Below are 23373 nucleotides of genomic sequence, written 5' to 3'. Positions count from 1 at the left end.
TTTAAACAGAACGAATAATATCAGCAAAAACTCCACTTGCAGTAACTTCAGCACCGGCTCCTGCGCCTTTTACGACCAATGGTTGTTCAGAATATCTTAAAGTTTTGAAAATGACAATATTATCTTTTCCATACAAATGAAAGAGATCACTTTCAGGAGCAATATGCTGTAATCCTACTTTTGCTTTTCCGCCTTTAAATTCGGCAACATATTTTAAAATTTTACCATTATTTTTTGCTTTTTCAAGTATATTTTTAAAATGACTTTCATATTTTGTAAGTGACCTGTAAAAATCTTCAACATTTCCTTTCATACATTCTTCAGGAAGAAAACTTTCGTTTTCAATTTCATTAAATTCAATAGAATATCCCGATTCTCTTGCCAGGATCAGTATTTTTCGGGCAACATCTGTTCCCGCTAAATCTAATCTTGGGTCTGGTTCAGTAAAACCTTCTTTTTGAGCTTGAGCTACGATCTCAGAAAACAGTTTGCTTCCATCATAGTTGTTGAAAACGAAATTTAATGTTCCGCTTAAAACTGCCTGAATGGAAATTATTTTATCACCACTTCTTATTAAATCATTAATTGTTCCGATAATCGGAAGTCCTGCGCCTACATTGGTTTCAAAGAAAAACTTACAATTGTGATTTCTGGCAATAGATTTTAATGACGTATAACGTTCAAAATCGGAAGAGGCAGCAATTTTATTACAAGCAACAATATTCACGCTCTTTTTTAATAGTTTTTCATAAATATTCGGGATTTCTGCACTAGCTGTTACATCTACAAAAACCGAATTTCTCAAATTGCTTGAAATGATTTCTTCCGCAAATTTCTTAGCCGAAGATTCTTCTCCATTTTGATTAAAATTAATTAATTGATCTTGTGATATTCCTTTTTCTGAGAAAATCATTTTACGACTATTAGAAACTCCTGCAATTCTTAAGTTAATTAAAAGATTCTCTTTAAGATATTCGTTTTGATCATAGATTTGCTGAATCAGTTTCAACCCTACGTTTCCTATTCCACAGATGTAAAGATGGATTTGCTTGATTTCAGATTCAAAAAATTCTTCATGCAAAACGTTCACTGCTTTTTTGATGTCTTTTTCTGAAATGACAATACTGATGTTTTTTTCTGAAGAACCTTGCGCAATTGCCCGAATATTGATTCCATTGTTTCCGAGACAGCCAAACATTTTAGCACTTACACCGCTTCGGCTTTTCATATTTTCGCCTACTAAAGCAACAATTGAAAGGTTTTTTTCAATTTGTACAGGCTCAATCCTTTTTAATTTTAAATCATCTTCGAAAGCGAGATTAATAGTACTTTCTGCATTATGAATATCTTTTTCACTGATCGCAACGGAGATAGAATGCTCGGATGAGCTTTGAGTGATCAGAATAACATTAATTTTTTCATTGCTTAAACATTGAAATAATTTCGCAGAAACTCCTGGAACTCCTATCATTCCACTACCTTCTAAAGTCAATAACGCAATATTATTCATGTTGGAAATCCCGACAGCAATTTGTTTATTTTCTGAATCTGCATTTTTCAGGTTATGAAAAATTAATGTTCCTTCAGCTTCGGCATCAAAAGTGTTTTTAATCCTAAGGTTAATATTTTTAATCATTACAGGTTGAATTGTAGGAGGATATAAAACTTTTGCTCCGAAATGGGAAAGTTCCATCGCTTCAGAATAAGAAATTTCTGTAATAGGTTTTGCATTTGAAACCAGCCGCGGATCGGAAGTCATCATTCCGCTTACATCTGTCCAGATTTGTAGTTCTTCAGCATTCAAAACGGATGCAATAATAGAAGCCGTAAAATCTGAGCCGCCTCTACCTAATGTTGTCGGATTGCCTTTTTTATCTTTTGCAATAAAACCGGGTGCAATAATAATCTGATGTTTATTTTCATCAAAAAATTGATTGAGATTTTTTTCTGTTTTTTCGAAGTCAACTTTGGCATTGGTGAAATTGCTGTTTGTAACAATAATATCAGCCGAATTCATCCAAATGGCATCCAATCCTGCAGATTTTAATCTTGCACTGATAATATTTGAAGAAAGAAATTCACCATAAGATGTAATTTTATCTTTAATTCTATTTGTAAATTCTCCCAAGACAAAAATTCCGTTGCAGATATCTTCAATGTCATTGAAATGCTTTTTTATAAAGCTCAACCACGGGCTTTGCTCTAAAACAGGGATTAATTCTTTAACGAGAAGTAAATGTTGCTCTTCAAGGTCTTTAATAATATGAAGATAATTTTGATCATTTTCAGATGCTAATTCAGATGCTTTGATTAGCTGATCTGTAACACCATGAAGTGCTGAAACTACGGCTATGATTTTGTTTTGAGATGCATCTTTTTTTATAATATTTTCGACCAGCAATATATTTTGTGAATTTGCGACTGAAGTTCCGCCAAATTTTAAAACTTTCATTATTAATTTTTTAAGTTATAGAAAATTGAAATTTTTACTCTTTAAAAAAAGAGTACATAAGCGTATAATGATATGTGAAAATTTACCCCGTTATGGGGTAGTCGTAGTTGTTGTAGTTGTAACAGAAACAAAATATACTTCCGAAATAGAGAAAATCGGAGTAGAAATTTCAGATATGTTTCTTAGAAAAGTCATTGTTACTTATCAAAAGTACAAATTTTTTTGGAAAAACAAGATTAAATTTTCTTAATTTATTATATGGAAAGCTAAAAAGCGAGTAAAAACCCGCTTTTCAATTTATTTAATACTTTTCGAAAGGTCAAGCATTGCTTCAATGGGCTTTAATGCTCTCAGTCGAAGTTCTTCTTCGATGATAATCTCAGGAAGTTCATATTTCATACATAAATACAGTTTTTCCATTGTATTTCGTTTCATATAAAAACATTCCGAGCAGTTGCAGCTTTCATCAAAAACCAAAGCTGGAATCAATTCTTTATGCGGGGCACGTTTTCTCATTTCGTGAAGAATTCCTTCTTCTGTAGCGATAATGAACTTCTGGCAATCATCTTTTTCTACAAAATTAAGAAGGGCAGAAGTAGATCCTATAAAATGAGCAAGCTTTAAAACTGCTTCTTCACTTTCTGGGTGTGCAATTAATTTAGCATCCGGATTGTCTGCCAATTGTTTTGCGATTCTTTCCATGGAGAAAGCTTCGTGCACAATGCAGCTTCCGTCCCAAAGAATCATATCACGACCTGTTTTCTGTGATAAATATCTTCCCAGGTTTTTATCCGGTGCAAAAATGATTGGTCGGTCTGTCGGGAGTGCTTCGATTACTGTTTCAGCATTGGAGCTGGTCACGATAATATCGCTTTCTGCTTTTGTTTCTGCATTACAGTTAATATAGGTTGCGATTAAAGCATTTGGATGCTGTTCACGCATTTTTCTAAGACCCTCACCGCTGCATCCGTCTGCTAAAGAGCATCCCGCCATGGTATCGGGTAGGACTACTTTTTTGGTCGGATTTAAAATTTTTGCAGCTTCCGCCATGAAATGTACTCCGCAGAATACAATCATATCGGCGTTGGTTTCTTTTGCCTGTCTTGCTAATTGTAAAGAATCTCCAAGAAAATCGGCAATATCCTGAATTTCTCCGGGTTGATAATAATGTGCAAGAATAACGGCATTTTTTTCTTCTTTAAGTTGAAGAATAGCTTTTACCAATTCTTCTCCTTGCGGAATATCGATGTCTTTTATATCTAAAAATCCTTTCACAGGAAGTGTAGATTTGGCTTTTTCTAATGTTTCGGTGCTCATTTCAGCCTCAAGGTTTTTTGTTCTATCAGAAACTAAATTTAATGAAAACAACTTTAAATGGTTGTATTAAAACATCCATCTTCCATCTTCCGTCATCTAACTTTTGATAAAATTCTTTATTAAACTTTCTATTTCTAATTTTGCTTCGTTCAAATCGGAATTAATCACGATTTTATCAAATTCAATAGCGTAGGTAAGCTCTTCTTCGGCTTTTGCTACACGGGTTTTTATGGTTTCGGCATCATCGGTATTTCTTGAAATCAATCTTCGTTCCAACTCGGCAATCGAAGGTGGTTCGATGAAAATCGACAGTGCTTTTTCCCCAAAATATTTTTTTAATGAAATTCCGCCTTTTACGTCTACATCAAAAATAACAACTTTTCCCTGATTCCAGATCTTTTCGACCTCAGATTTTAAGGTTCCGTAATATTTGTCGGTGTAAACTTCCTCAAATTCCACAAAAGCATCTTCAGCAATTTTCTGTCTGAATTCATCAGGCGAAATAAAATGATAATCTACAGCATGAATTTCAGTACCTCTCGGTTGTCTCGTTGTGCAAGAAATCGAGAACTGCAATTCATTAAAAACCTCCAAAGAATGCTTTACTAATGTAGTTTTTCCGCTTCCTGAAGGCGCTGAAAATATGATAACCTTATTCATAAATGATAAGAGATAAATGATGATTGATTGACTAAGCGTTTACTTTTCACTTGGCTCTTTTTACTTGATTCTTACAAAACGTTTAACGTTTGCTCTTTAATTTTCTCCAAATCATCCTTCATCATCACGACCAATTTCTGAATTTCTGCATGATTGGCTTTTGAACCTAAAGTATTGATTTCTCTTCCGATTTCCTGAGAGATAAAACCTAGTTTTTTTCCGTTGAAATCTTCATTATCCATTACTTCAGAATAATATTTCAAATGTTGGGCAAGCCTTACTTTTTCCTCTGAAATATCTAATTTTTCTGTAAAATACGCCATTTCCTGATAGAATCTTGTTTCATCCACATTCTCAAATTCTTTCAAAGTTTTCTGATAACGTTCTTTTACAGCATTGATTCTCACTTCTTCGAAAGGTAAAACCTCAGACAGGTATTGGTCAATATTTTTGATGTTTCGTTCTAACTCTTCATGAAGGATTTTTCCTTCTGTTTTTCTGAATTCTAGGAACTTATCTGTTGCTTCGTTAACGATTTTTGCTAAAGCTTCCCATTCTCCTTCTCCCAATTCATCAGGTCTTGAAGTGATGGCATCCGGAAGTCTTACCGCCATTTTCAGATATTCGAAATCTGGGCCGTCTGAAGCAATATTTTTAAGCTCAGACATGTAAGAATCGATTAAACTTCTGTTGATTTTTACATCGTTGGTTTCTTCAAGATTTTCCAGGTTGATGTAACAATCTACTTTTCCACGGATAATTCTGTCATTCAGAATTTTTCTAATTTCGAATTCTTTTTCTTTATATCGTAAAGGTACTTTAATGTTTAGATCAAAGCTCTTTGAGTTCAGAGATTTGATGTCGATTGTAACTTTTTTACCCTCAAAAACACCTTCGGCTCTACCGAAGCCGGTCATTGATAAAATCATAGTTTTTTATTGTCGTACAAAGATAAACATTTAAGTCTATAGTTTGGCTAAAGTAGTAAGGCTGGAAGCGGGAAGACTATCTTGGATATAAATGAACCTCCAATTTTAACTTTCATCTTCAGGCTTCCATCTTCCAGCCAATTAAATAAACTCCTTTTTGTAAATTTGCGTCGTGAAAAAGAAAAATTTAATTTCTGTTGTAGGGCCTACCGGAATCGGTAAAACGAGATTAGCAATTGATTTGGCTAAGTATTTTAATACGGAAATTATTTCCTGTGATTCCCGACAGTTTTTTAGAGGAATGGAAATTGGTACAGCAGCACCTTCTGCAGAAGAATTGGCAGAAGCAACTCATCATTTTATCGGAAATCTTTCTGTTGAAGATTATTATTCAATCGGGCAATACGAGGAAGATGCTTTAAAAAAACTCGATGAACTGTTTGAAAAATACGATACCGTCATTTTGGTGGGTGGAAGCATGATGTATGAAAAAGCAGTGATTGAAGGGTTGAATGATTTGCCAGAAGCTGATGAAAACAATCAGAAAAAATTACATGAAATTTTCGAAAAAGAAGGAATTGAAAAACTTCAGGAGATTTTAAAAGAATTAGACCCTGAATATTTTGCATTAGTTGATTTTCATAATCACAGAAGGCTTTTGCGTGCCATCGACGTAATTTGGCAGACGAATAAAAAATATTCTGAACAAATTGCGGTTTCACAAGATTCCAGGAATTTTAATACTATCCGAATCGGAATTGAAGCTGCAAGAGAAGAACTATACGACAGAATCAACAGGAGAGTGGATATGATGATGGAGAAAGGTTTGCTGGAAGAGGCAAAAGGTTTAGAAAAATTTAAACATTTAACGGCTTTGAATACGGTTGGTTATTCAGAATTATTCAAATATTTTGATGGTGAATGGGACTTGGATTTCGCAGTTTCTGAAATCAAGAAAAACAGCCGAAGATATGCAAAACGTCAATTGACCTGGTATCGAAAAGCGGATGATATTCATTATTTGCAGCTGGGATATTCTCAAGAGGATTTTGATGGGTTGATTGAGTATATTAATGAGCATACTTTGGAATAGTTTAATTGTTGGAAAACGCAAAGGCGCAAAGAAATAATTTTTTCTTAATGCTTTAAGACGCAAGGATTTTATCTTCAATAAAATTGTAATACGTTGACTTTGCTGAAAATCTTTGATTTTCTTGCGCCTTAAAAACAGTATTTTATTCTAAAATCTTTGCGCCTTTGCGATTTTCCAACATAGAAAAAATGCAGCCCCGAGAGACCGCATTCCATTAACAATATAATTAAATTTACTACTTCCAACCGCCACCTAAAGCTCGGTACAAATCTACAATGCTGCTTAATCTCTGTCTTTTTACGGACGCAAGATTCAGTTCTGCCTGCAGAGAATTTCCCTGAGCTGTAATCACTTCTAAATAATTTGCCATTCCGCCTTTGTAAAGCATTTCGGCACTTTTAATTCCGTCTTTTAAGGTTGCTACCTGTTCGGTTGCTTTTTGTTCCTGAACTTTTAAGCTCTCATTTGAAACCAAAGCATCAGAGACTTCACCCACAGCATTTAAAACAGATTGACGGAACGCCAATACATTTTTCTCTCTCTGGATTTTAGCAACATTTAAATCCGTTTTCAACTGTCTTTTCTGAAAAATTGGCTGCGTAATTCCACCTAAAACAGATCCGAACAATGATGCCGGAATTGAAAACCAATTATCAACTTTAAATGAATTCACACCACCGTTTGCTGTAATTTTTAATGAAGGATACATATTTGCCTGAGCAATTCCCACGATTGAATTAGATTCCAACAATACCAGTTCCTGCTGACGAACATCCGGACGACGGCTTACCATCGCAGCAGGAAGTCCCGCTGAAATATCCTGTGGCAAAGAAGTATCAGACATTTCAATCGTTCTGTCAACTTTGTTTGGGTTTTCACCGATTAAAATACTCAATGCATTTTCCTGAATGGCAATATTCTGTTCCAACTGGGTAATCAACAATTCTGTAGACTGCTTTTGAGCGGTTGCCTGCTGAACTCCCAAAGAAGTTGTGTCACCACTTTTCCATAACTTTTCAGTTAAAGAAAGGGTATTGGTGCTCAAATCTAAATTCGATTTTGCAATTTGCAACTGTTTGTCAAGCATCAATAAATTATAATATCCTTGTGCAATCGCTGCAACAACCTGTGTCTGAATGGCTTTTGTCGCTTCGTAAGTCTGAAGATACTGCATTTTTGAAACTTCCTGCTGATTTTTAATCTTACCCCAAATATCAGCTTCCCAAGAAAGGTTGAAGGCTGCATTATAATCTTCAACATGACTCTGTCCTAAAAATAAATTTAAACTCTGTCCGTTCATGCTGTTTTTTGAAGGTTTTGAAATCTGTGCAGAAACGCCGAAACCAACATCAGGATATTGAAGATATTTTGCCTGTTTTAGTTTCTCCTGCGATGAGGCAACCTGTTTTAAAGCAATTTGTAAATCGTAATTGTTTTTAATTCCCTTTTCGATTAAATTTTGCAGCATCGGGTCACTGAAAAATTGTTTCCATTCAAGATTGGCAACACTTGCTGTGTCCGCAGTTGCGGTATATTTAAATGTTTCGGGAAGCTCGGGTTTTGTCTCCTCATATGCCAATTTTGGCACGCAGGAAACCGCTCCTAATGCAATTCCGAAAGCGATGATTATATTTTTTACTCTTTTCATATGATGATGTTTATTGTTTTCAATTGATTGCAAAACTTTGAGAAAATAATAAGCAAAAAAGTCTTTAGTAGGAGATAGGCTTTGCTTTTTATGATATTAGTTTGAATAGTTTCTTCTCTATTTTTTATTTCCCACAGATTTCACGGATTTTCACAGATGATTATTTTAAATCTTGATTTGAAAAAGACTTATGTGTCCTTTTATTTTCAAACCTTTAAACTTCAAATAATTTAAGTGTAAAATCTTTTGTGACTTTTGTGGTTAAATTAAATTTCTCAAAGTTTTGTCAATCATTTTTTATTAATGAGCTGTTGCTAAAAGATCTTCCTCCAATTTTTGTCTTTGAAGTCTTTTCTTTTTTCTGCTTGGCATTTTTTCATGTAGATACTGGAAGATCACAAACATTACCGGAATAATGAAAATCCCGAAGACAACACCGGTAAACATTCCACCAACGGTACTGATTCCGATGGAGTGATTACCTTTTGCAGCTGCACCCTGCGTCCAGACCAATGGCAACATACCTACGATAAATGCAAATGAAGTCATCAAAATTGGTCTTAAACGTAATCTTGAAGCCTGAAGCGCTGATTCTAACAATGATCTTCCCGCATTTCTCCGCTGAACGGCAAATTCCACAATCAGAATGGCATTTTTGGCGAGCAATCCGACGAGCATGATTAATCCGACCTGAACATAAATGTTGTTATCAATTCCTGCTAAACCTGTAAAAGCAAATACTCCGAAAATCCCGGTTGGAATCGTTAGAATAACCGCAAACGGAAGAATATAACTTTCATATTGAGCTGCCAATAAGAAATACACAAACAGAATACTTAAGGCAAAGATGAAAGTGGTTTGTCCGCTTGTTTTGATTTCTTCACGGGTAATTCCGGTCCATTCATATCCGAAACCTCTTGGAAGTGATTTTTCGGCAACTTCTTCAACGGCTTTAATGGCATCTCCTGTACTGTAGCCAGGTTTTGGAGTCCCGTTAATCGTTACGGCGTTGAATAAGTTATTTCTTGTAACCGTTTCAGGTCCGAAGGTTCTTTTTAAAGTCACCAAAGTTTTTACAGGAACCATTTCGCCCGATTTATTTTTAACATAAATCCCTTCCAGTGAATTGGCATCACTACGGTAAGGAATATCCGCCTGAGCCATTACTCTATAGTATTTTCCGAATCTGTTGAAATCTGAAACGAAGCTACTTCCGTAATAAATCTGCATCGTCTGCATCAATTCAGTAATTGAAACTCCTAGCTGATTGGCTTTATCTGAATCGACATCAATCGTAAATTGTGGGTTTCCGGCTGCATAGGTTGTAAAAGCAAAAGCAATTTCCGGACGTTTCATCAATTCTCCGATGAATGCCTGAGTGGTTGTTCCCAATTGCTCAAAAGTACCGTTGGTTTTATCCTGAAGCATAAATTCAAAACCGGAAACGTTACCAAATCCCTGAACGGTAGGGAAATTGAAGAAGAATGCATTCGCATCTTTTACCTGCGCTACTTTTCCTGTTAATGCCGCTGCAATCTGGTCTGGGTCTTTCACATCGCCACGCTGATCGTAATCTTTTAGTTTAAGGAAACCAGCAGCATAAGGAGACGCGTTTGAGTTGCTGATAAAGTTCATACCGTCGGCTACCCAAAGGTGGTTTTTAGCTTTTTCCCCGTTGATAATTTTATCAATTTGCTCAGTAGCTTTATTGGTTCTGTCTAATGAACTTCCCGGAGGCGTGTTCACAGCATACAAAACAAATCCCTGATCTTCGGTCGGAATAAATCCTGAAGGTGCTTTATTAATCAAGAAAACACTTCCGGCAATCAAAATGGCTAAACCTCCAACTGCAACCCATTTATTTTTAATTAAAAATTTAAGGCTGTAGATGTATTTTTTGGTCATATTATCAAAGCTCGCATTGAAAGCGTTGAAAAATCTTGCTCCAAAACCTTTTTTCTTTCCATGTTCACCGTGTTCTCCTTGAGGATCATTTAAAAACATAGCACATAAGGCTGGACTTAAAGTCAATGCGTTAACCGCCGAAATTAAAATCGCAATCGCCAATGTAAACGCAAACTGTCTGTAGAAAACTCCTGCAGGACCCTGCATGAAACCAACCGGAATAAATACAGCACACATCACCAAAGTAATCGAAATAATCGCACCCGAAATTTCACTCATCGAGCTCATCGTAGCTTGTTCAACCGGCATTCCTGTTCGTTCCATTTTTGAGTGGACAGCTTCTACAACCACAATGGCATCATCCACTACAATACCGATGGCAAGAACCAATGCGAACAAAGTCAACATATTAATACTGAATCCAAACAATTGAAGGAAGAAGAAGGTACCAACAATTGCAACCGGTACGGCAATCGCAGGAATTAATGTAGACCTGAAATCCTGAAGGAAAATATACACTACAATAAATACCAGAATAAATGCAATAACTAATGTTTCAACAACCTGATGAATGGATGCATCTAAGAAATCTTTAGAATTGTACATGATGATGGGCTCAACTCCTTTTGGAAGCGTAGTTTTCATCTGTTCAATCTGTTTTTCAATATCTGTTAAAATTTCGTTGGCATTGGAGCCTGCTGTTTGAAGGATGGCAAATCCGGCAACAGGTTTACCATCCATTCTGTTAGCTGCGGTATAGGTATAAGAACCGAATTCTACTCTTGCCACATCTTTCAGTCTCAGGAACGAACCGTCGCTATTGGCTTTGATGGCAATGTTTTCATAGTCTTCGTTTTTGTTTAATTTACCTTTATATTTTAAAATATATTCATAAGTTTCCTTGCTACCTTGTCCAAGACGTCCTGGAGCAGCTTCTAAATTGTGGTCTTTCACCGCATTCAAGACTTCCTGAGGCGAAAGTCCGTTCGCAGCTAGTCTGTCTGGTTTCAGCCAAAGTCTCATCGAATAATCTCTCGTTCCGAAAACCTGTGCCTGAGCAACTCCCGGAATACGTTGAATTTGAGGAATGACGTTGATTTTCAAATAATTTTGAAGGAAAAGTTCATCGTATTGTTTCGGGTCGTTACTCGACAATCCCATAAACATAATCATACTGTTCTGAACTTTCTGCGTGGAAATTCCCGCCTGAACAACCTCCTGAGGAAGCTGGCTCATCGCTTTGGAAACTCTGTTCTGAACATTTACCGCTGCATTATCTGCATCGGATCCCTGTTTGAAAAATACACTTAAGGTCATCGTTCCGTCGTTACTGGAATTCGAAGTCATATACGTCATGTTTTCAACTCCATTCACGGCTTCTTCAATAGGTGTCGCTACTGAACGAGCGACAACTTCCGCATTCGCTCCCGGATAGAATGCCGTTACCTGAACACTCGGTGGCGCAATATCGGGAAAGAGGGCAATCGGTAAATTAAAGAGAGACAGTGCTCCCAATAATAAAAGTATGATGGAAATGACCGTTGAAAGTACCGGTCTTTCTATAAATTGTTTTAACATAAGAAGTTTAATTTTAAGTTGCTTATAGCAATTAGCTTTTGGCCACTGGCAAGAAATAATGCATCTGAATTATTAATTTTTCAATATTGCATTTGAATGCAAAAAGCGAGAAGCGAGAAGCAAAAAGCGGATTTACAACGGTTTTGCTTTCAGTAAGCTATCAGAAGAAATTGGTTTTGCTTTGATAGAAACACCGTCTTTTAAGCTTCCCAATCCTACATATACTATTTTTTCTCCGGGTTTTACACCTTCGGAAATAAAGTAATAGTTATCAGTTTTACCAGAAATTGTAATGGGTTTGCTGGTTACTTTTTGGTCTTTTCCGACGACATAAACATAAGTTTTGTCCTGAATTTCAAATGTAGATTCCTGTGGAATGATCAAGGCATTAGACATTAACTGTGGCATACGAACACGTCCTGTATTTCCGGTTCTCAATGTTCCATTGGTATTTGGGAAAACTGCTCGAACGCTGATTGCTCCGGTAGTTTTATCAAATTGTCCGTCAACAATACTCATTTTTCCTTTTTCAGAATAAACACTGTTGTCTGCAATGACCAATTCAACCATCGGCATATTTTTAAGTTTTTCTTCTAAAGTTGCTCCGGGATATTTATTTTGAAAACCAATAAAATCCAGTTCACTTAAAGAGAAATAGGCGTAAATTTCACTGATGTCTGACAATAATGTCAATGGATTCGGGTCTGTTCTTGAAATCAGGCTTCCTTTTTTGTAAGGAATTCTTCCGATATATCCACTTACCGGAGCTGTAATCGTTGTAAACCCGACGTTAATTCTTGCTCCGCCAACAGACGCTTTTGCCTGTGAAGCGGCTGCAACAGCTGCTGCATAATTTGCTTTTGCTGTTCTTAATTGTACATCAGAAACTACTTTTGCAGCTACAAGAGGTTCAAGTCTGTCAACCTCTACCTTTGCTTTCTGAATATTGGCATTGGCAACCTGTAAATTGGCATTTGCCATATTCATCTGCTCTCCGTAAGCTCTTGAATCTATCTTAAATAGAGGCTGTCCGGCTCTTACATAAGCGCCTTCTTCCACATAAATTCTATCTAAATAACCGTCAACCTGCGAACGGATTTCCACATTATTTTTTCCTTCCAAAGCAGTCGGAAATTCCTGGTATGTGGTCGCGGGAGATGAAATTACAGTATACACAGGAAGTTCAGGAGCAGGTGGTGCTGCGTTAGATCCTTCGGCTGCTTTTGTACAGTTTTGTAGGAGGATAATACTTGATATAAGTACAATGAACCTTATTTTTCCAAATATTTTCATTTTAGTTTAAGTTTTTTAATGAAGTGTTAAATAAAATAATAATGTTTTTTAATTTGAATTCTGTTATTTTTACTAACAGTGTTAATTTTAAGTTTAAAAAAAATTACAGAATTCGTAATCTTAGATGTTAAATCGTTGTTTTCATAATTGAAGTTTTTGCTCTTGATTTAAGTATAATGTGGCGTTATTTTTACTAACAGTGTTAATTGGTGCGATAAAAAAAATGACCATTAATTTTCTCGTAATTCTACATGATTTCTAAATTTGTTAATAGTTTCATATTATTAAGCGTTAATATTCCTAACGGTGTTAATTTTTAATTCAAAAAAAATTTACAAAGACTTAATGAAAGCAGAAACTGTTTCATCCAAAGTCGTTTTATTCATCGTAGAAGGAATATCATCGTTACGCATCATCATGATCGAGATCAATCCGTGTACCGCCGAAAATAAAGCATGTGACGAGTGACAGGCATTGTCGGGATTTGATCCTTTTTTCATTATAATTTCATACGTGCAATCGTAAAGCATATCCTGAAACGAAGAAAATTCTTCTTTCATCATTCCTTTTCCGCTACATTGCATTCCCAAGCCAAACATCAATTGGTAATACTCTTTGTTTTTGAATGCAAATTTCCAATAAGCATCCACAATAGCCTTTAATTGATCTTCCGGATTGTCGTGTTCTCTCTGAGCTTTCAACAATTCTATGTGTAAACAATGGAAACCATTCAACGAGATCTCGTATAAAATAGCCTCTTTGTTTTCAAAATGATCGTAAACTACCGGTGCGCTGTACTCAATAGCATCGGCAATTTTTCTCATGGAAAGTGAAGCCCACCCTTCGGTTTTTGCCAAAGAGAAAGCCGCATCCAAAATACTGGTGCGTATATTTTCTTTTTCTCTTTGTCGACGTTCATGTAGACCCATGATTTTTTATTACTAACAGTGTTAGCAAAACTACAAACTTTTGAATATATCTTCCAAAAAATTTTTTGTATTTTACTTTAAGAATTAATTTAGGCTTGTTTTTGAATCGTTGAAAATGCTGTAATAATAGCTGTTTCGAAAGTTATTTTAAAATTATTGTAAAAATTAATATTTCACATAGTCTAATTCAATTGGATATTATTTTTCTTACGAAAATAACAAAACTTCAAACATTCACCTTCAAGCTTCTAACCTATATAATGAAGAAAATCTCTATCTTTGTGCACAAATAAAAAAGTTATGAATACTCCTTCTAATATGATCGATTTAGGTACAAAAGCTCCTTTTTTTGAACTTCCGAACCCTTCAAAAACTAATGAAGTTCAGTCATTGGACGATCTGAAAGGAGAAAAAGGTACATTGGTGATCTTTATGTGCAACCATTGTCCGTTCGTTCTTCATGTGATTGATAAGTTAAACGAATTATATGAAGATTATAATGAAAGAGGGATTGAATTTATTGCAATAAACTCGAATAACGTAGAAAAGTATCCGGCAGATTCTCCTGAAAAAATGATTGAATTCCAGATCGAAAGAAATTTTGATTTTCCTTATTTATATGATGAAAGCCAAGCGATTGCTAAAGCGTATGATGCTGCTTGTACACCGGATTTCTTTTTCTTTGATGAAAAACTGGATCTTGTCTACAGAGGGCAAATGGACGATTCAAGACCTGGAAATAACAAAGATGTAACGGGTGAGGATTTAATTATTGCTTTTGAAAATCTTTTGTTGGGTGAGCCACAAGAGGAAATTCAAAGACCGAGTATGGGTTGCAATATTAAGTGGAAATAATTTTTGGTTGATTGTTGCGGGTGGTCGGTTGATGGCTTTTGAAACACAATCTCATATAATATATTAAGCTGTTCTTTGGAATGGCTTTTTTGTTTTCTCTCGCGGATTTGGCAGATTGCGCAGATTTTTTATATGCAATCATCTGTAAAATTCGTTGATCTTTGGGAAATTTTAAACGCAAAGATTTATATAACTTTATGTTTGATTTTAAGTAGAGCAAAGGCAAATAAATTTGCTACACGAAGCGAACGTTTAGCTTCATCAAATCAACTTGTTGATTCAATCTTTTATTGTCTAAAACATAAATCTTTGCGTTAAAAAAAGATCTGCGCAATCTGCCAAATCCGCGAGAGGTTTAAAATATAAAGTATTAAAAGAATCATTATATTTAGTGTCGAAACATCTCAAAAATACTTTAAAAACTAGCTTTAATCTTCACCTCACTCTCAACCTTCAAATCCACATTCACCTTATTCTGTGCAAAATTCTTCATGAATTCAGAAGGCGTTTTCTCGGTATATTTTTTAAACATTCTATTAAAATAAGTCACATTATTAAAACCACAACTATAGCTGCATTCCGAGATACTTTTGTCCTGTGCCATCAACAAACAGGCCTTATTAATTCGATATCTATTTACAAATTCTGTAAACGTAATCTGTGTCGCTTTTTTGAAAAAATTACAGAAAGCAGGCAACGTAAGATTCGCCAGTTTTGCAACATCTTCAATATTAATTTCCTTATCATAATTATGTTCAACGTAAGTGAAAATATTTTCCAGACGCGTTTTATTTTTAGAAATAATCGTGTAAGGCATGATTTCTTTATTCAAAAGCTCATAATCTGTGCATTTCGATAATTCAAATAAAATTTCAAGCAATAATAAATACCTTTTATAACCTTCCGATTCCAACATCAATTTCAATTTTGGAAGCATCATTTTATGAACCTCATCATGAAAATGAATCCCGTATTTTGACAATTCTAAAAGGTTTTTAATTGATCTCGCTTCCACTTCCTGTTGTGGAAACTGCAAAATTTCTTCGCTAAATTGCAGTACGATTTCTTCATGAGGATCTATTGAATTTAATCCAAATCCTGAATGAGGAATATTTGATCCTATTAACACAAGATCTCCGTTTGTATAATTGCTTTTGTGGTATCCCACGTGGCGGGTTCCACTTCCTGAAAGCACACAGACCAACTCAATTTCCGGATGGTAGTGGTACTCCCATTTTAACAATGATACAGGTAAATTATTGTGAATTACACAAAACGAACTTTTTTCGTCTGATATTACGTGCTCAAATGTAACTTTCATTTAATTAATTATAATAATTATGTGAAAATACAAATTATATTAATATAGTTCAAATATTCATTTACTAAGTTAAATTATTGTTAACTGAATAGCTTCTATCTTCACCGACAAGAAATTAATAATGAAAAATTTAAACATAAAAGCAGTTTTATTCTTAAATTATTTTGTCTTCGCAATCCTGTTGAATTCCGTAGGGACAGTGATTCTACAAATGCAGCAAAATTTCGGAATATCAAAATCTTCTGCAAGTGTTTTGGAGGGTTTTAAAGATCTTCCGATTGCAATTTGCTCATTCATTTTGGCTTCATTTTTACCAAAAATAGGGATTAAAAATTCAATGTTGATTGCATTATTTTTGGTGAGTTGCATGTGTTTTATGATGCCTTTTGCCAACAATTTCTGGTTTTTCAAACTTCTATTTACGATTGTCGGAATTTCTTTCGCGTTAATCAAAATTTCAGTCTTCACTTCCATCGGATTGGTAACAAATACAGATAAGGAGCATTCTAGTTTTATGGGGTATCTGGAAGGGTTTTTCATGATTGGCGTATTAATGGGAAATGTTTTATTCAGCTTATTTATTGATGACCACAATCCAAAATCAACCCATTGGCTGAATGTTTATTGGGTATTAGGCGGACTTTCAGCCTTGTCTTTTCTGTTCTTATTCTTTACAAAATTGAATGAAAATGAAGCGAAAAGTGAGAAAACAGATTTATTAGGAGACTTAAAAAACAGCATTAGCTTATTCAGTTACAAAAAAGTATTGTTCTTTTTGCTGTGTGCTTTCCTTTTTGTTTTGGTTGAGCAGAGTTTCCAGACCTGGACACCGACTTTTTATAAAGAAATTTTAAAAGTTCCGACCTCAATGAGTATTCAGGCGGGAGCGGTTTTGGCGGGAGCTTTTGCATTGGGAAGATTTTTATCGGGGTTTTTCTCAAAGAAATTCAGTTGGATTTATGTCGTTTCCTTTTGTGTGATTGGTTTTGCGATAAGTATTTTATTGGTTTTACCATTAACTCACAATACGCTTATTGATATAAACACAACGTGGCTAAATGCTCCGCTTGTCGTGTATTTATTTCCATTAATGGGCGGTTTATTGGCGCCGATTTATCCAAGTATCAATTCTGTGATTTTAGCATCAATCCCGAAATATTTACACAGTGCAATGTCGGGTTTAATTGTAGTTTTTTCTGCAATCGGAGGTACGATCGGATCGATTATCACAGGTTTTGTGTTTCAGGAATTCAGTGGGCAACAGGCATTTTACCTTTCGTTGATTCCGCTTTCTTTGTTAATTGTGTCCGCAATAATTATGAATAAATTAAAAATAAATCCTAAAAAATAAAAATGAACAAACAGCTATATATTAACGAAATTCAGGCTCTTTTTGATGAGGTTCAGAGGTCTCAGATTTTTGAAGATCAAAAAACAATGAGCGATGCGGTTTCGTTATTTCCTGTTGATGAAATCAATTCCAAGTATGAAAAGGAAAAAAATGTGAAAGGTTTTGATTTGAAGCAATTTGTCTTGTCAAATTTTGATTTTTTAGACACCAAAACTTCAGTTGTACGGGAAAAACATCTGCCGATTGATGAGCATATAGAAAAGCTTTGGGATGAGCTGACCAGAACCGCTTATGAAGAGAGAGGAACTCTACTGAAACTTCCGAAACCATATATCGTTCCGGGAGGACGCTTTAATGAGTTTTTCTATTGGGACAGTTACTACATTATGCTGGGTTTACAAGTTTCCGGAAGAGTGGAAATGATGGAAAATATTATTGAAAACTGTTCTTATTTAATTCAAACTGTTGGATTTGTGCCGAATGCGAGCAGAACTCATTTCTTAAGTCGTTCTCAGCCTCCGTATTTTTCGCTAATGCTCGATTTACTTTTTGAGACTACTAAAAGCCAGAATATATACGTAAAATATCACGACACATTAGAAAAAGAATATGCTTTTTGGATGAATGGTGAAAAGGATGTAGACAATAACCAAGCTTTTAAAAGAGTGGTGAAAACGGCGAACGGAGATATTCTCAACAGATATTTTGATTCAGAAAACGATCCGCGTCCTGAAAGTTATCTAATTGATATTGAAGACAGCGAAAATGCAGGAGAAGAATTTTTCAGAAACATAAGAAGCGCTTGCGAGTCGGGTTGGGATTTTTCCAGCAGATGGTTTGCAGATGGCGAAAGTATAAAGACCATTGAAACGTTGAATTTGGCAGAAGTCGATCTGAATTGTCTTTTGTGGCATTTAGAAAAAACACTATCTAAATCTTCATCACTCCAAAATTTGTCTGAAAAAGAAAACTATTTTAAAAAAAGAGCAGCCGATCGTAAACAGATGATCAATAAATATTTTTGGGATGAAGTTTCTGGAACTTACAAAGATTATCACATTAAAAAGAATACAACAACACCATCTGAACATGTTGCAGCTCTTTATCCATTATTTCTAAAAATAGTGAGTAAGAAACAAGCTGAATCTGTCGCTAAAAATATTGAAGAGAAATTTCTTTATCAGGGCGGATTGATTACTACAACGAAAAACTCTGGTCAGCAATGGGATTTTCCGAACGCTTGGGCGCCTTATCAATGGCTAGGTTTTCAATCAATGAAAAATTATGGCTTTGATGAATTAGCAGAAAAAATTAAGAAAAATTGGTGTTCGAATGTAGAAAGAGTCTATAATAATACCGGGAAATTGATGGAAAAATACAATGCTTTGGACTTAGAGACGGTAGCAGGTGGAGGAGAATATCCTAACCAGGATGGTTTCGGGTGGACTAATGGGGTCTATCTCAAATTAAAACAAAATTAAACAAACTATAAAATTCAAAAAAGCTATGACGAAAAAATCTATTTTGTTGCTCACGGGAATTGCAACATTTTATTTCAACAACACTTACGCTCAGGAAGCTCCACAGGATTCTACAAGAACGGCATCCATTGAGCAAATTGTAATTACGGGTAACTCCGGTCCGAAAAAAAAGATAGAATCGAGTACGGCAATTTCTACATTTACAGCAAAAGAAATTCAAAAACAAAACCCGATCAGTGCGGCGGCTTTACTCCAAAGAGTTCCTGGTTTTGCGGTAGAAACTTCAGGTGGTGAAGTCGGAAATAACCTTTTCGCACGAGGTATTCCTTCTGCCGGAGCTTATGAATTTGTGCAGGTTCAGGAAGATGGTTTGCCAGTTTTTGAAGACGGAGCTTTACAGTTTGCGAATGCGGATAACTTTTTCAGAGTTGATAATTCTATCAGCCGATTGGAAGCTTTGAGAGGAGGTTCAGGGTCTATTTTTGCAACGAATTCTCCCGGAGGTTTGATCAACTTCATTACAAAAGAGGGTGGAAACGATTTCAAAGGAACTGCAAAACTGGAAACAAGTACATACGGATTAATGCGAACTGACGTGAATGTTGGAGGTGCTTTGATTCAGGATAAATTATTCTTCAATGTCGGAGGTTTTTACAGAACGGATGACGGAATCAGAAAAACCGGTTTTAAAGCCAATCAGGGCGGACAGATCAGAATGAACCTGAAATATGTGTTCGATAAAGGATATGCAAAAGTATATTATAAAAAATTAGATGACAGAAATACATTCTTTTTGCCGATTCCTTTAGTGCAAAATGGAAATGACCTGAAAGAATTTTCTGGTTTTGATGCAAATTACGGAACGTATAGCTACAGAAATATCAGTCAGTTGAATATTCCGCAAGCTGGAGGAGGATTTTTCAGCAGAAATTTAGAAGACGGAATTCATCCTAAAGTTGATGTGTTGGGAGCTGAATTCAAATATGATTTGGGTAACAATTTCTCTGTTTTAAACAAAACAAGGTATACCAATATCGATATGAACTATACCGGGATTTTCCCGGCAGGCGGACCAAAAACGACGGCAGAATTTGCTTTGGCTAACGGAATTGCAGGAAATACTTTTCAATACTCTTCGGTAAGTTCAGGTGCAGTTATGAATCCTGCGTATGTTCAGGAATTAGGATTTTGGGCAATTGATAAGCAGATGAATAATTTTGTGAACGATTTACAGTTCAACTATAAATTTGATAAGGGAAATGTAACGGCAGGCTTCTACAAATCAAATTGGAAATCTCATCAGTATTGGAACTGGAGCAATATTTTGACCACAGCCTCAGACAGGCCAGAGCTTCTGAATTTGGTTGATACTTCTTTGTCTCCGACAAGTACAGGTTATTCTAAAACATATAACGGAGTTACAGATATGTCTTTCCTATTGAGGGATTCCCAGATTCAGGGAAGTCTAAATGATCTTTACTTGAATTTGGATTACAATATCACAGATGATTTAAGTTTCAATGGAGGAATCCGTTACAGCCGTGACTTCTACAAAGGTTATGGTGTAAATACGACAACAGGAAACTTGAATAATTCTGGCTTGACAACGGATGGAACTCACGGTTTTGATACTACGACAGCCGATGATAATATGTCTGTTTTAGGAAATAAATATACGTATTGGAATTTTGATGTAAACAGAGTGTCTTTCACAACGGCGCTGAATTACAAAATCAATAGAGAAAATGCAGTATATGCGCGTTTTTCCAATGGTTTCAGATCTCCGAATGAAGAAGCGTATTACAACAATATGAATGATTTATCGGCAATAAAACCTGTAACAACCAATCAGGTGGAAGTGGGGTATAAATATTATTCAAGAACGTTTGATGTTGCGGTGATTCCGTTCTATTCTACCTTGAAAAATCTTTCGTTTACCGATGTTTTCTCTGATGGAACTTCAGAAAATAAGTTTGCTAATACTACGAATATGGGGGTTGAATTGGAAGGATATGCAAGATTATTTAATAATTTATTGGAAGTGGCTTTCAACGGAACCATCCAAAGTCCGAAGTATAAAGATTTCACCGGTAGAAATGCAGACGGATCAACCTTTAATTATGATGAGAATACAGTACGAAGAATGCCAAAATTCTACTTCAATATTTCTCCTGCAGTGAATATTACGAAAGAATGGAGAACATATGTAAGCATGAATTATTATGGTAAACGTTTTCAGGATGAGAAAAATACACAAACTTTGCCTTCGTTCTCAGAAGTTGGTGCAGGAATGTCTTATCAGTTAGGAAAAATACGTTTTGCAGTGGATGGAACCAATATTTTCAATACGATAGGAATTACAGAGGGCGATCCAAGAGCGGGATCTCCAACCGGAGACGGAATTATTATGGCAAGGCCGATTATGGGTGCTGCAGTAAGGGGTTCAATTACTTTGGATTTCTAAAATTACTTTCTTCATAAAATTGATAAACCGTCAGAAATTTTTCTGACGGTTTTTTGTTTTTAATAGGAACGGGCTTTAGGTAGGTATAAAGAACTTAATATTCTCTAACTCTCAAATCATTCTACTTCAAAAACGGATTATATGTCTTCTCAAACCCGATCGTCGTAGGATTTCCATGTCCTGAGAAAACCTGAGTTTCGTCGTCCAGAACAAAAAGTTTGGTTTTAATTCCTTCAATTAATTGTTCGTAATTTCCTTTGTACAGATCTGTTCTTCCGATGCTTCCTTCAAATAAAACATCTCCTGAAATCATGAATTTTTGATTTTCATTGTGAAAAACGATGCTTCCCGGAGAATGTCCCGGAACGTGATAGATTCTAAATTTTTCTCCGTCAAAATCAAGTTCATCGCCTTCGTTTACATATTCTATATCAACGTTAATATGATCCAGTTGGAAACCAAATCTCATTCCGCTCATTTGGAACATGTCTAAAACTTCTTTATCGTCTTGGTGCATTGTAACCGGAACTTTAAAAGTGTCAAAAGCCCATTGTAAACCCAAAACGTGGTCGATATGTGCATGAGTAAGCAGTATTTTCTGAATTTTTAAATCATTTTCTGTAATAAAACTTGAAATTACCTGAGTCTCATTCTCATTCATATTTCCCGGATCAATGAGCCATGCATTTTTATTTTCATTAAAAAGCAGGTAAGTATTTTCACTTGCAAAATTGAATACGAAAGGCTGTATACGAAACATATTGAGATTAAATTTTTATCAAAAATACAATAATAATAGGAAAATGGGCATTTTTCGTTATCTTCGTAAGAATGAAAACGTTGCAGATATTTTTACTAAGTTTAGGTGCATTTGCTTTCGGGCAGAATATTCAGAGTGTACAATTGTTTAATCCTCAAACCAACGATGAGACGCCGGTTATCGGTATGAATCAGCAATTGATCCTGAGTTTTGATGACTTAACCAATTCAAGTGAGGTTTATCGTTACACCATTAAACATTTCGACAGAAACTGGGAAGATGACAATCTGTTTTTTAGTGAAATTGCAAACGGACAGATGAATGCAATGCTAGATCAGTTTCAGTATTCATTTAATACATTACAGCCTTACACGCATTATAAATTAACTTTTCCAAACGAGAAAATTCAGCCGAAAATATCAGGGAATTTCGAATTAATTGTTTATAAAAGTTCTGCAGATCAACCGCTGATTAAAAAGAGGTTTTCTATCTATGAAGATAATGTAAATTTAGCTTTAAATATTTCTAGAATTGCTGATGCAAAAATGCCGAATATCAACCAAAGGGTAGAAGTACAGGCTGTTTCAAAAGCGGGAGACTTGGCTTCGAATGTCAATTCTATGACGCTGAACGTGATACAGAACAACAATCCGAATATGAAGATTACCAACCAGAAACCAAGCTCAACAATGGGGAATAAATTGCTTTTCCAACAGTTGAATCTTGCGTTTCCTGGGAATAATGAATTTTATTATTTCGATAACAAAAATATGAGAATGGCTGCAGATATGGTTCGCGAAACGGGAGTTGTTGACGGAGTGAATCAGACGTTTCTTCATCCGGTTTGGGCATATCCTTTAAATTATCAGTATCAACCTGATGTAAATGGAGCTTGGTATTACAGAAGAAACGATCTGGGATTGGAGAGAGACGCCAATCGTGAAGGTGATTATTCATGGGTGCATTTTTCATTAGATTCTGATCCGATGGATAAAGAATTATACATAGTCGGTGGTTTTAATGATTTCAAAGCAACGAAAGAATATCAGATGCTTTATGATGAAGCGTCTAAAAAATACATTGCTAAGATTTATCTGAAACAAGGTTTCTATAATTATATTCTGGCGACAAAAGAAGCAAACGGAACTTTAAACTTAGGCGAGATCAACGGTAATTTCTGGCAAACCGAAAATTTATACCAGGCATTTTTGTATTACAGACCATTTGGAAGAAATTACGACGGTTTAGCAGGATACGGAGAATTCAGAACACCAGTGAGATAAAATACAAAACCTTACAGCTTGCATGCCTGTAAGGTTCTGTCAAAAAGTGCATAT

Annotated in this window: 16 protein-coding genes; 6 read left to right on the top strand and 10 right to left on the bottom strand. The window is 35.4% G+C overall.

Annotation, left to right across the window (positions count from 1 at the left end; genetic code table 11):
• Position 1: 1 nt before the first annotated feature.
• The 4 genes from thrA to BM371_RS16705 form a co-directional block, all read right to left on the bottom strand.
• Positions 2-2452 carry a bifunctional aspartate kinase/homoserine dehydrogenase I gene (gene thrA / locus BM371_RS16725; RefSeq protein WP_034673058.1) on the bottom strand — a complete coding sequence of 817 codons (2451 nt, stop codon included), beginning with the start codon at positions 2450-2452 and terminating at the stop codon, positions 2-4.
• A 297-nt stretch (positions 2453-2749) separates the two neighbouring features.
• Positions 2750-3769: a quinolinate synthase NadA gene (nadA, locus tag BM371_RS16715; protein WP_034676917.1), complete on the bottom strand. Its 1020-nt coding sequence runs from the start codon at positions 3767-3769 to the stop codon at positions 2750-2752.
• A 96-nt stretch (positions 3770-3865) separates the two neighbouring features.
• Positions 3866-4429, bottom strand: a complete 564-nt coding sequence (gmk, locus tag BM371_RS16710) for a guanylate kinase (RefSeq protein WP_034673061.1) — start codon at positions 4427-4429, stop codon at positions 3866-3868.
• 71 nt (positions 4430-4500) lie between these two features.
• Positions 4501-5358 carry a YicC family protein gene (locus tag BM371_RS16705; protein WP_034673062.1) on the bottom strand — a complete coding sequence of 286 codons (858 nt, stop codon included), beginning with the start codon at positions 5356-5358 and terminating at the stop codon, positions 4501-4503.
• A 172-nt stretch (positions 5359-5530) separates the two neighbouring features.
• Here BM371_RS16705 and miaA point away from each other — a divergent pair, with 172 nt between their 5' ends.
• A complete protein-coding gene (miaA, locus tag BM371_RS16700; RefSeq protein WP_034673064.1) occupies positions 5531-6451 on the top strand; it encodes a tRNA (adenosine(37)-N6)-dimethylallyltransferase MiaA in 921 nt (306 codons plus the stop codon).
• A gap of 235 nt (positions 6452-6686) precedes the next feature.
• Here miaA and BM371_RS16695 read toward each other — a convergent pair whose 3' ends face one another.
• The 4 genes from BM371_RS16695 to BM371_RS16680 form a co-directional block, all read right to left on the bottom strand.
• Positions 6687-8099 carry an efflux transporter outer membrane subunit gene (locus BM371_RS16695; RefSeq protein ID WP_034673067.1) on the bottom strand — a complete coding sequence of 471 codons (1413 nt, stop codon included), beginning with the start codon at positions 8097-8099 and terminating at the stop codon, positions 6687-6689.
• A gap of 300 nt (positions 8100-8399) precedes the next feature.
• Positions 8400-11582, bottom strand: coding sequence for an efflux RND transporter permease subunit (locus BM371_RS16690; RefSeq protein ID WP_034673069.1), 3183 nt, complete (start codon positions 11580-11582; stop codon positions 8400-8402).
• A 132-nt stretch (positions 11583-11714) separates the two neighbouring features.
• Entirely contained in the window at positions 11715-12875 is a 1161-nt protein-coding gene (locus BM371_RS16685) for an efflux RND transporter periplasmic adaptor subunit (RefSeq protein ID WP_034673070.1), read from the bottom strand.
• A gap of 332 nt (positions 12876-13207) precedes the next feature.
• A complete protein-coding gene (locus BM371_RS16680; RefSeq protein WP_034673071.1) occupies positions 13208-13804 on the bottom strand; it encodes a TetR/AcrR family transcriptional regulator in 597 nt (198 codons plus the stop codon).
• Positions 13805-14104: 300 nt separating this feature from the next.
• Here BM371_RS16680 and BM371_RS16675 point away from each other — a divergent pair, with 300 nt between their 5' ends.
• Complete coding sequence (locus tag BM371_RS16675; protein WP_034673072.1) at positions 14105-14659, top strand: thioredoxin family protein; 555 nt, start codon at positions 14105-14107, stop codon at positions 14657-14659.
• A gap of 415 nt (positions 14660-15074) precedes the next feature.
• Here BM371_RS16675 and BM371_RS16670 read toward each other — a convergent pair whose 3' ends face one another.
• Positions 15075-15980 carry an AraC family transcriptional regulator gene (locus BM371_RS16670; RefSeq protein ID WP_034673073.1) on the bottom strand — a complete coding sequence of 302 codons (906 nt, stop codon included), beginning with the start codon at positions 15978-15980 and terminating at the stop codon, positions 15075-15077.
• A 121-nt stretch (positions 15981-16101) separates the two neighbouring features.
• Between BM371_RS16670 and BM371_RS16665 the strand changes: the two genes are divergently transcribed.
• The 3 genes from BM371_RS16665 to BM371_RS16655 are packed head-to-tail and all read left to right on the top strand — an operon-like array spanning position 16102 to position 21276.
• Positions 16102-17331 carry an MFS transporter gene (locus tag BM371_RS16665; RefSeq protein ID WP_034673075.1) on the top strand — a complete coding sequence of 410 codons (1230 nt, stop codon included), beginning with the start codon at positions 16102-16104 and terminating at the stop codon, positions 17329-17331.
• A gap of 2 nt (positions 17332-17333) precedes the next feature.
• Positions 17334-18812, top strand: coding sequence for a trehalase family glycosidase (locus BM371_RS16660; RefSeq protein WP_034673076.1), 1479 nt, complete (start codon positions 17334-17336; stop codon positions 18810-18812).
• A 25-nt stretch (positions 18813-18837) separates the two neighbouring features.
• Entirely contained in the window at positions 18838-21276 is a 2439-nt protein-coding gene (locus BM371_RS16655) for a TonB-dependent receptor (RefSeq protein WP_034673078.1), read from the top strand.
• A 121-nt stretch (positions 21277-21397) separates the two neighbouring features.
• On the opposite strand, the gene BM371_RS16650 is transcribed toward BM371_RS16655, so the two are convergent.
• Entirely contained in the window at positions 21398-22036 is a 639-nt protein-coding gene (locus BM371_RS16650; protein WP_034673081.1) for an MBL fold metallo-hydrolase, read from the bottom strand.
• Positions 22037-22107: 71 nt separating this feature from the next.
• On the opposite strand from BM371_RS16650, the gene BM371_RS16645 reads away from it, so the two are divergent.
• Entirely contained in the window at positions 22108-23319 is a 1212-nt protein-coding gene (locus BM371_RS16645; RefSeq protein WP_034673082.1) for a type IX secretion system plug protein, read from the top strand.
• The last annotated feature ends 54 nt before the right edge of the window (positions 23320-23373 follow it).

Origin of the sequence: Chryseobacterium formosense (genome assembly GCF_900116415.1) — a bacterium.
GTDB classification, from domain to species: domain Bacteria; phylum Bacteroidota; class Bacteroidia; order Flavobacteriales; family Weeksellaceae; genus Chryseobacterium; species Chryseobacterium formosense.
This window is presented reverse-complemented; position numbering and strand designations above follow the sequence as displayed.

Excerpts from the sequence above, each read along its gene's own strand:
- thrA (WP_034673058.1), bottom strand. The coding sequence starts at position 2,452 with ATGAAAGTTTTAAAATTTGGCGGAACTTCAGTCGCAAATTCACAAAAT.
- nadA (WP_034676917.1), bottom strand. The coding sequence starts at position 3,769 with ATGAGCACCGAAACATTAGAAAAAGCCAAATCTACACTTCCTGTGAAA.
- gmk (WP_034673061.1), bottom strand. The coding sequence starts at position 4,429 with ATGAATAAGGTTATCATATTTTCAGCGCCTTCAGGAAGCGGAAAAACT.
- BM371_RS16705 (WP_034673062.1), bottom strand. The coding sequence starts at position 5,358 with ATGATTTTATCAATGACCGGCTTCGGTAGAGCCGAAGGTGTTTTTGAG.
- BM371_RS16695 (WP_034673067.1), bottom strand. The coding sequence starts at position 8,099 with ATGAAAAGAGTAAAAAATATAATCATCGCTTTCGGAATTGCATTAGGA.
- BM371_RS16690 (WP_034673069.1), bottom strand. The coding sequence starts at position 11,582 with ATGTTAAAACAATTTATAGAAAGACCGGTACTTTCAACGGTCATTTCC.
- BM371_RS16685 (WP_034673070.1), bottom strand. The coding sequence starts at position 12,875 with ATGAAAATATTTGGAAAAATAAGGTTCATTGTACTTATATCAAGTATT.
- BM371_RS16680 (WP_034673071.1), bottom strand. The coding sequence starts at position 13,804 with ATGGGTCTACATGAACGTCGACAAAGAGAAAAAGAAAATATACGCACC.
- BM371_RS16675 (WP_034673072.1), top strand. The coding sequence starts at position 14,105 with ATGAATACTCCTTCTAATATGATCGATTTAGGTACAAAAGCTCCTTTT.
- BM371_RS16670 (WP_034673073.1), bottom strand. The coding sequence starts at position 15,980 with ATGAAAGTTACATTTGAGCACGTAATATCAGACGAAAAAAGTTCGTTT.
- BM371_RS16665 (WP_034673075.1), top strand. The coding sequence starts at position 16,102 with ATGAAAAATTTAAACATAAAAGCAGTTTTATTCTTAAATTATTTTGTC.
- BM371_RS16660 (WP_034673076.1), top strand. The coding sequence starts at position 17,334 with ATGAACAAACAGCTATATATTAACGAAATTCAGGCTCTTTTTGATGAG.
- BM371_RS16655 (WP_034673078.1), top strand. The coding sequence starts at position 18,838 with ATGACGAAAAAATCTATTTTGTTGCTCACGGGAATTGCAACATTTTAT.
- BM371_RS16650 (WP_034673081.1), bottom strand. The coding sequence starts at position 22,036 with ATGTTTCGTATACAGCCTTTCGTATTCAATTTTGCAAGTGAAAATACT.
- BM371_RS16645 (WP_034673082.1), top strand. The coding sequence starts at position 22,108 with ATGAAAACGTTGCAGATATTTTTACTAAGTTTAGGTGCATTTGCTTTC.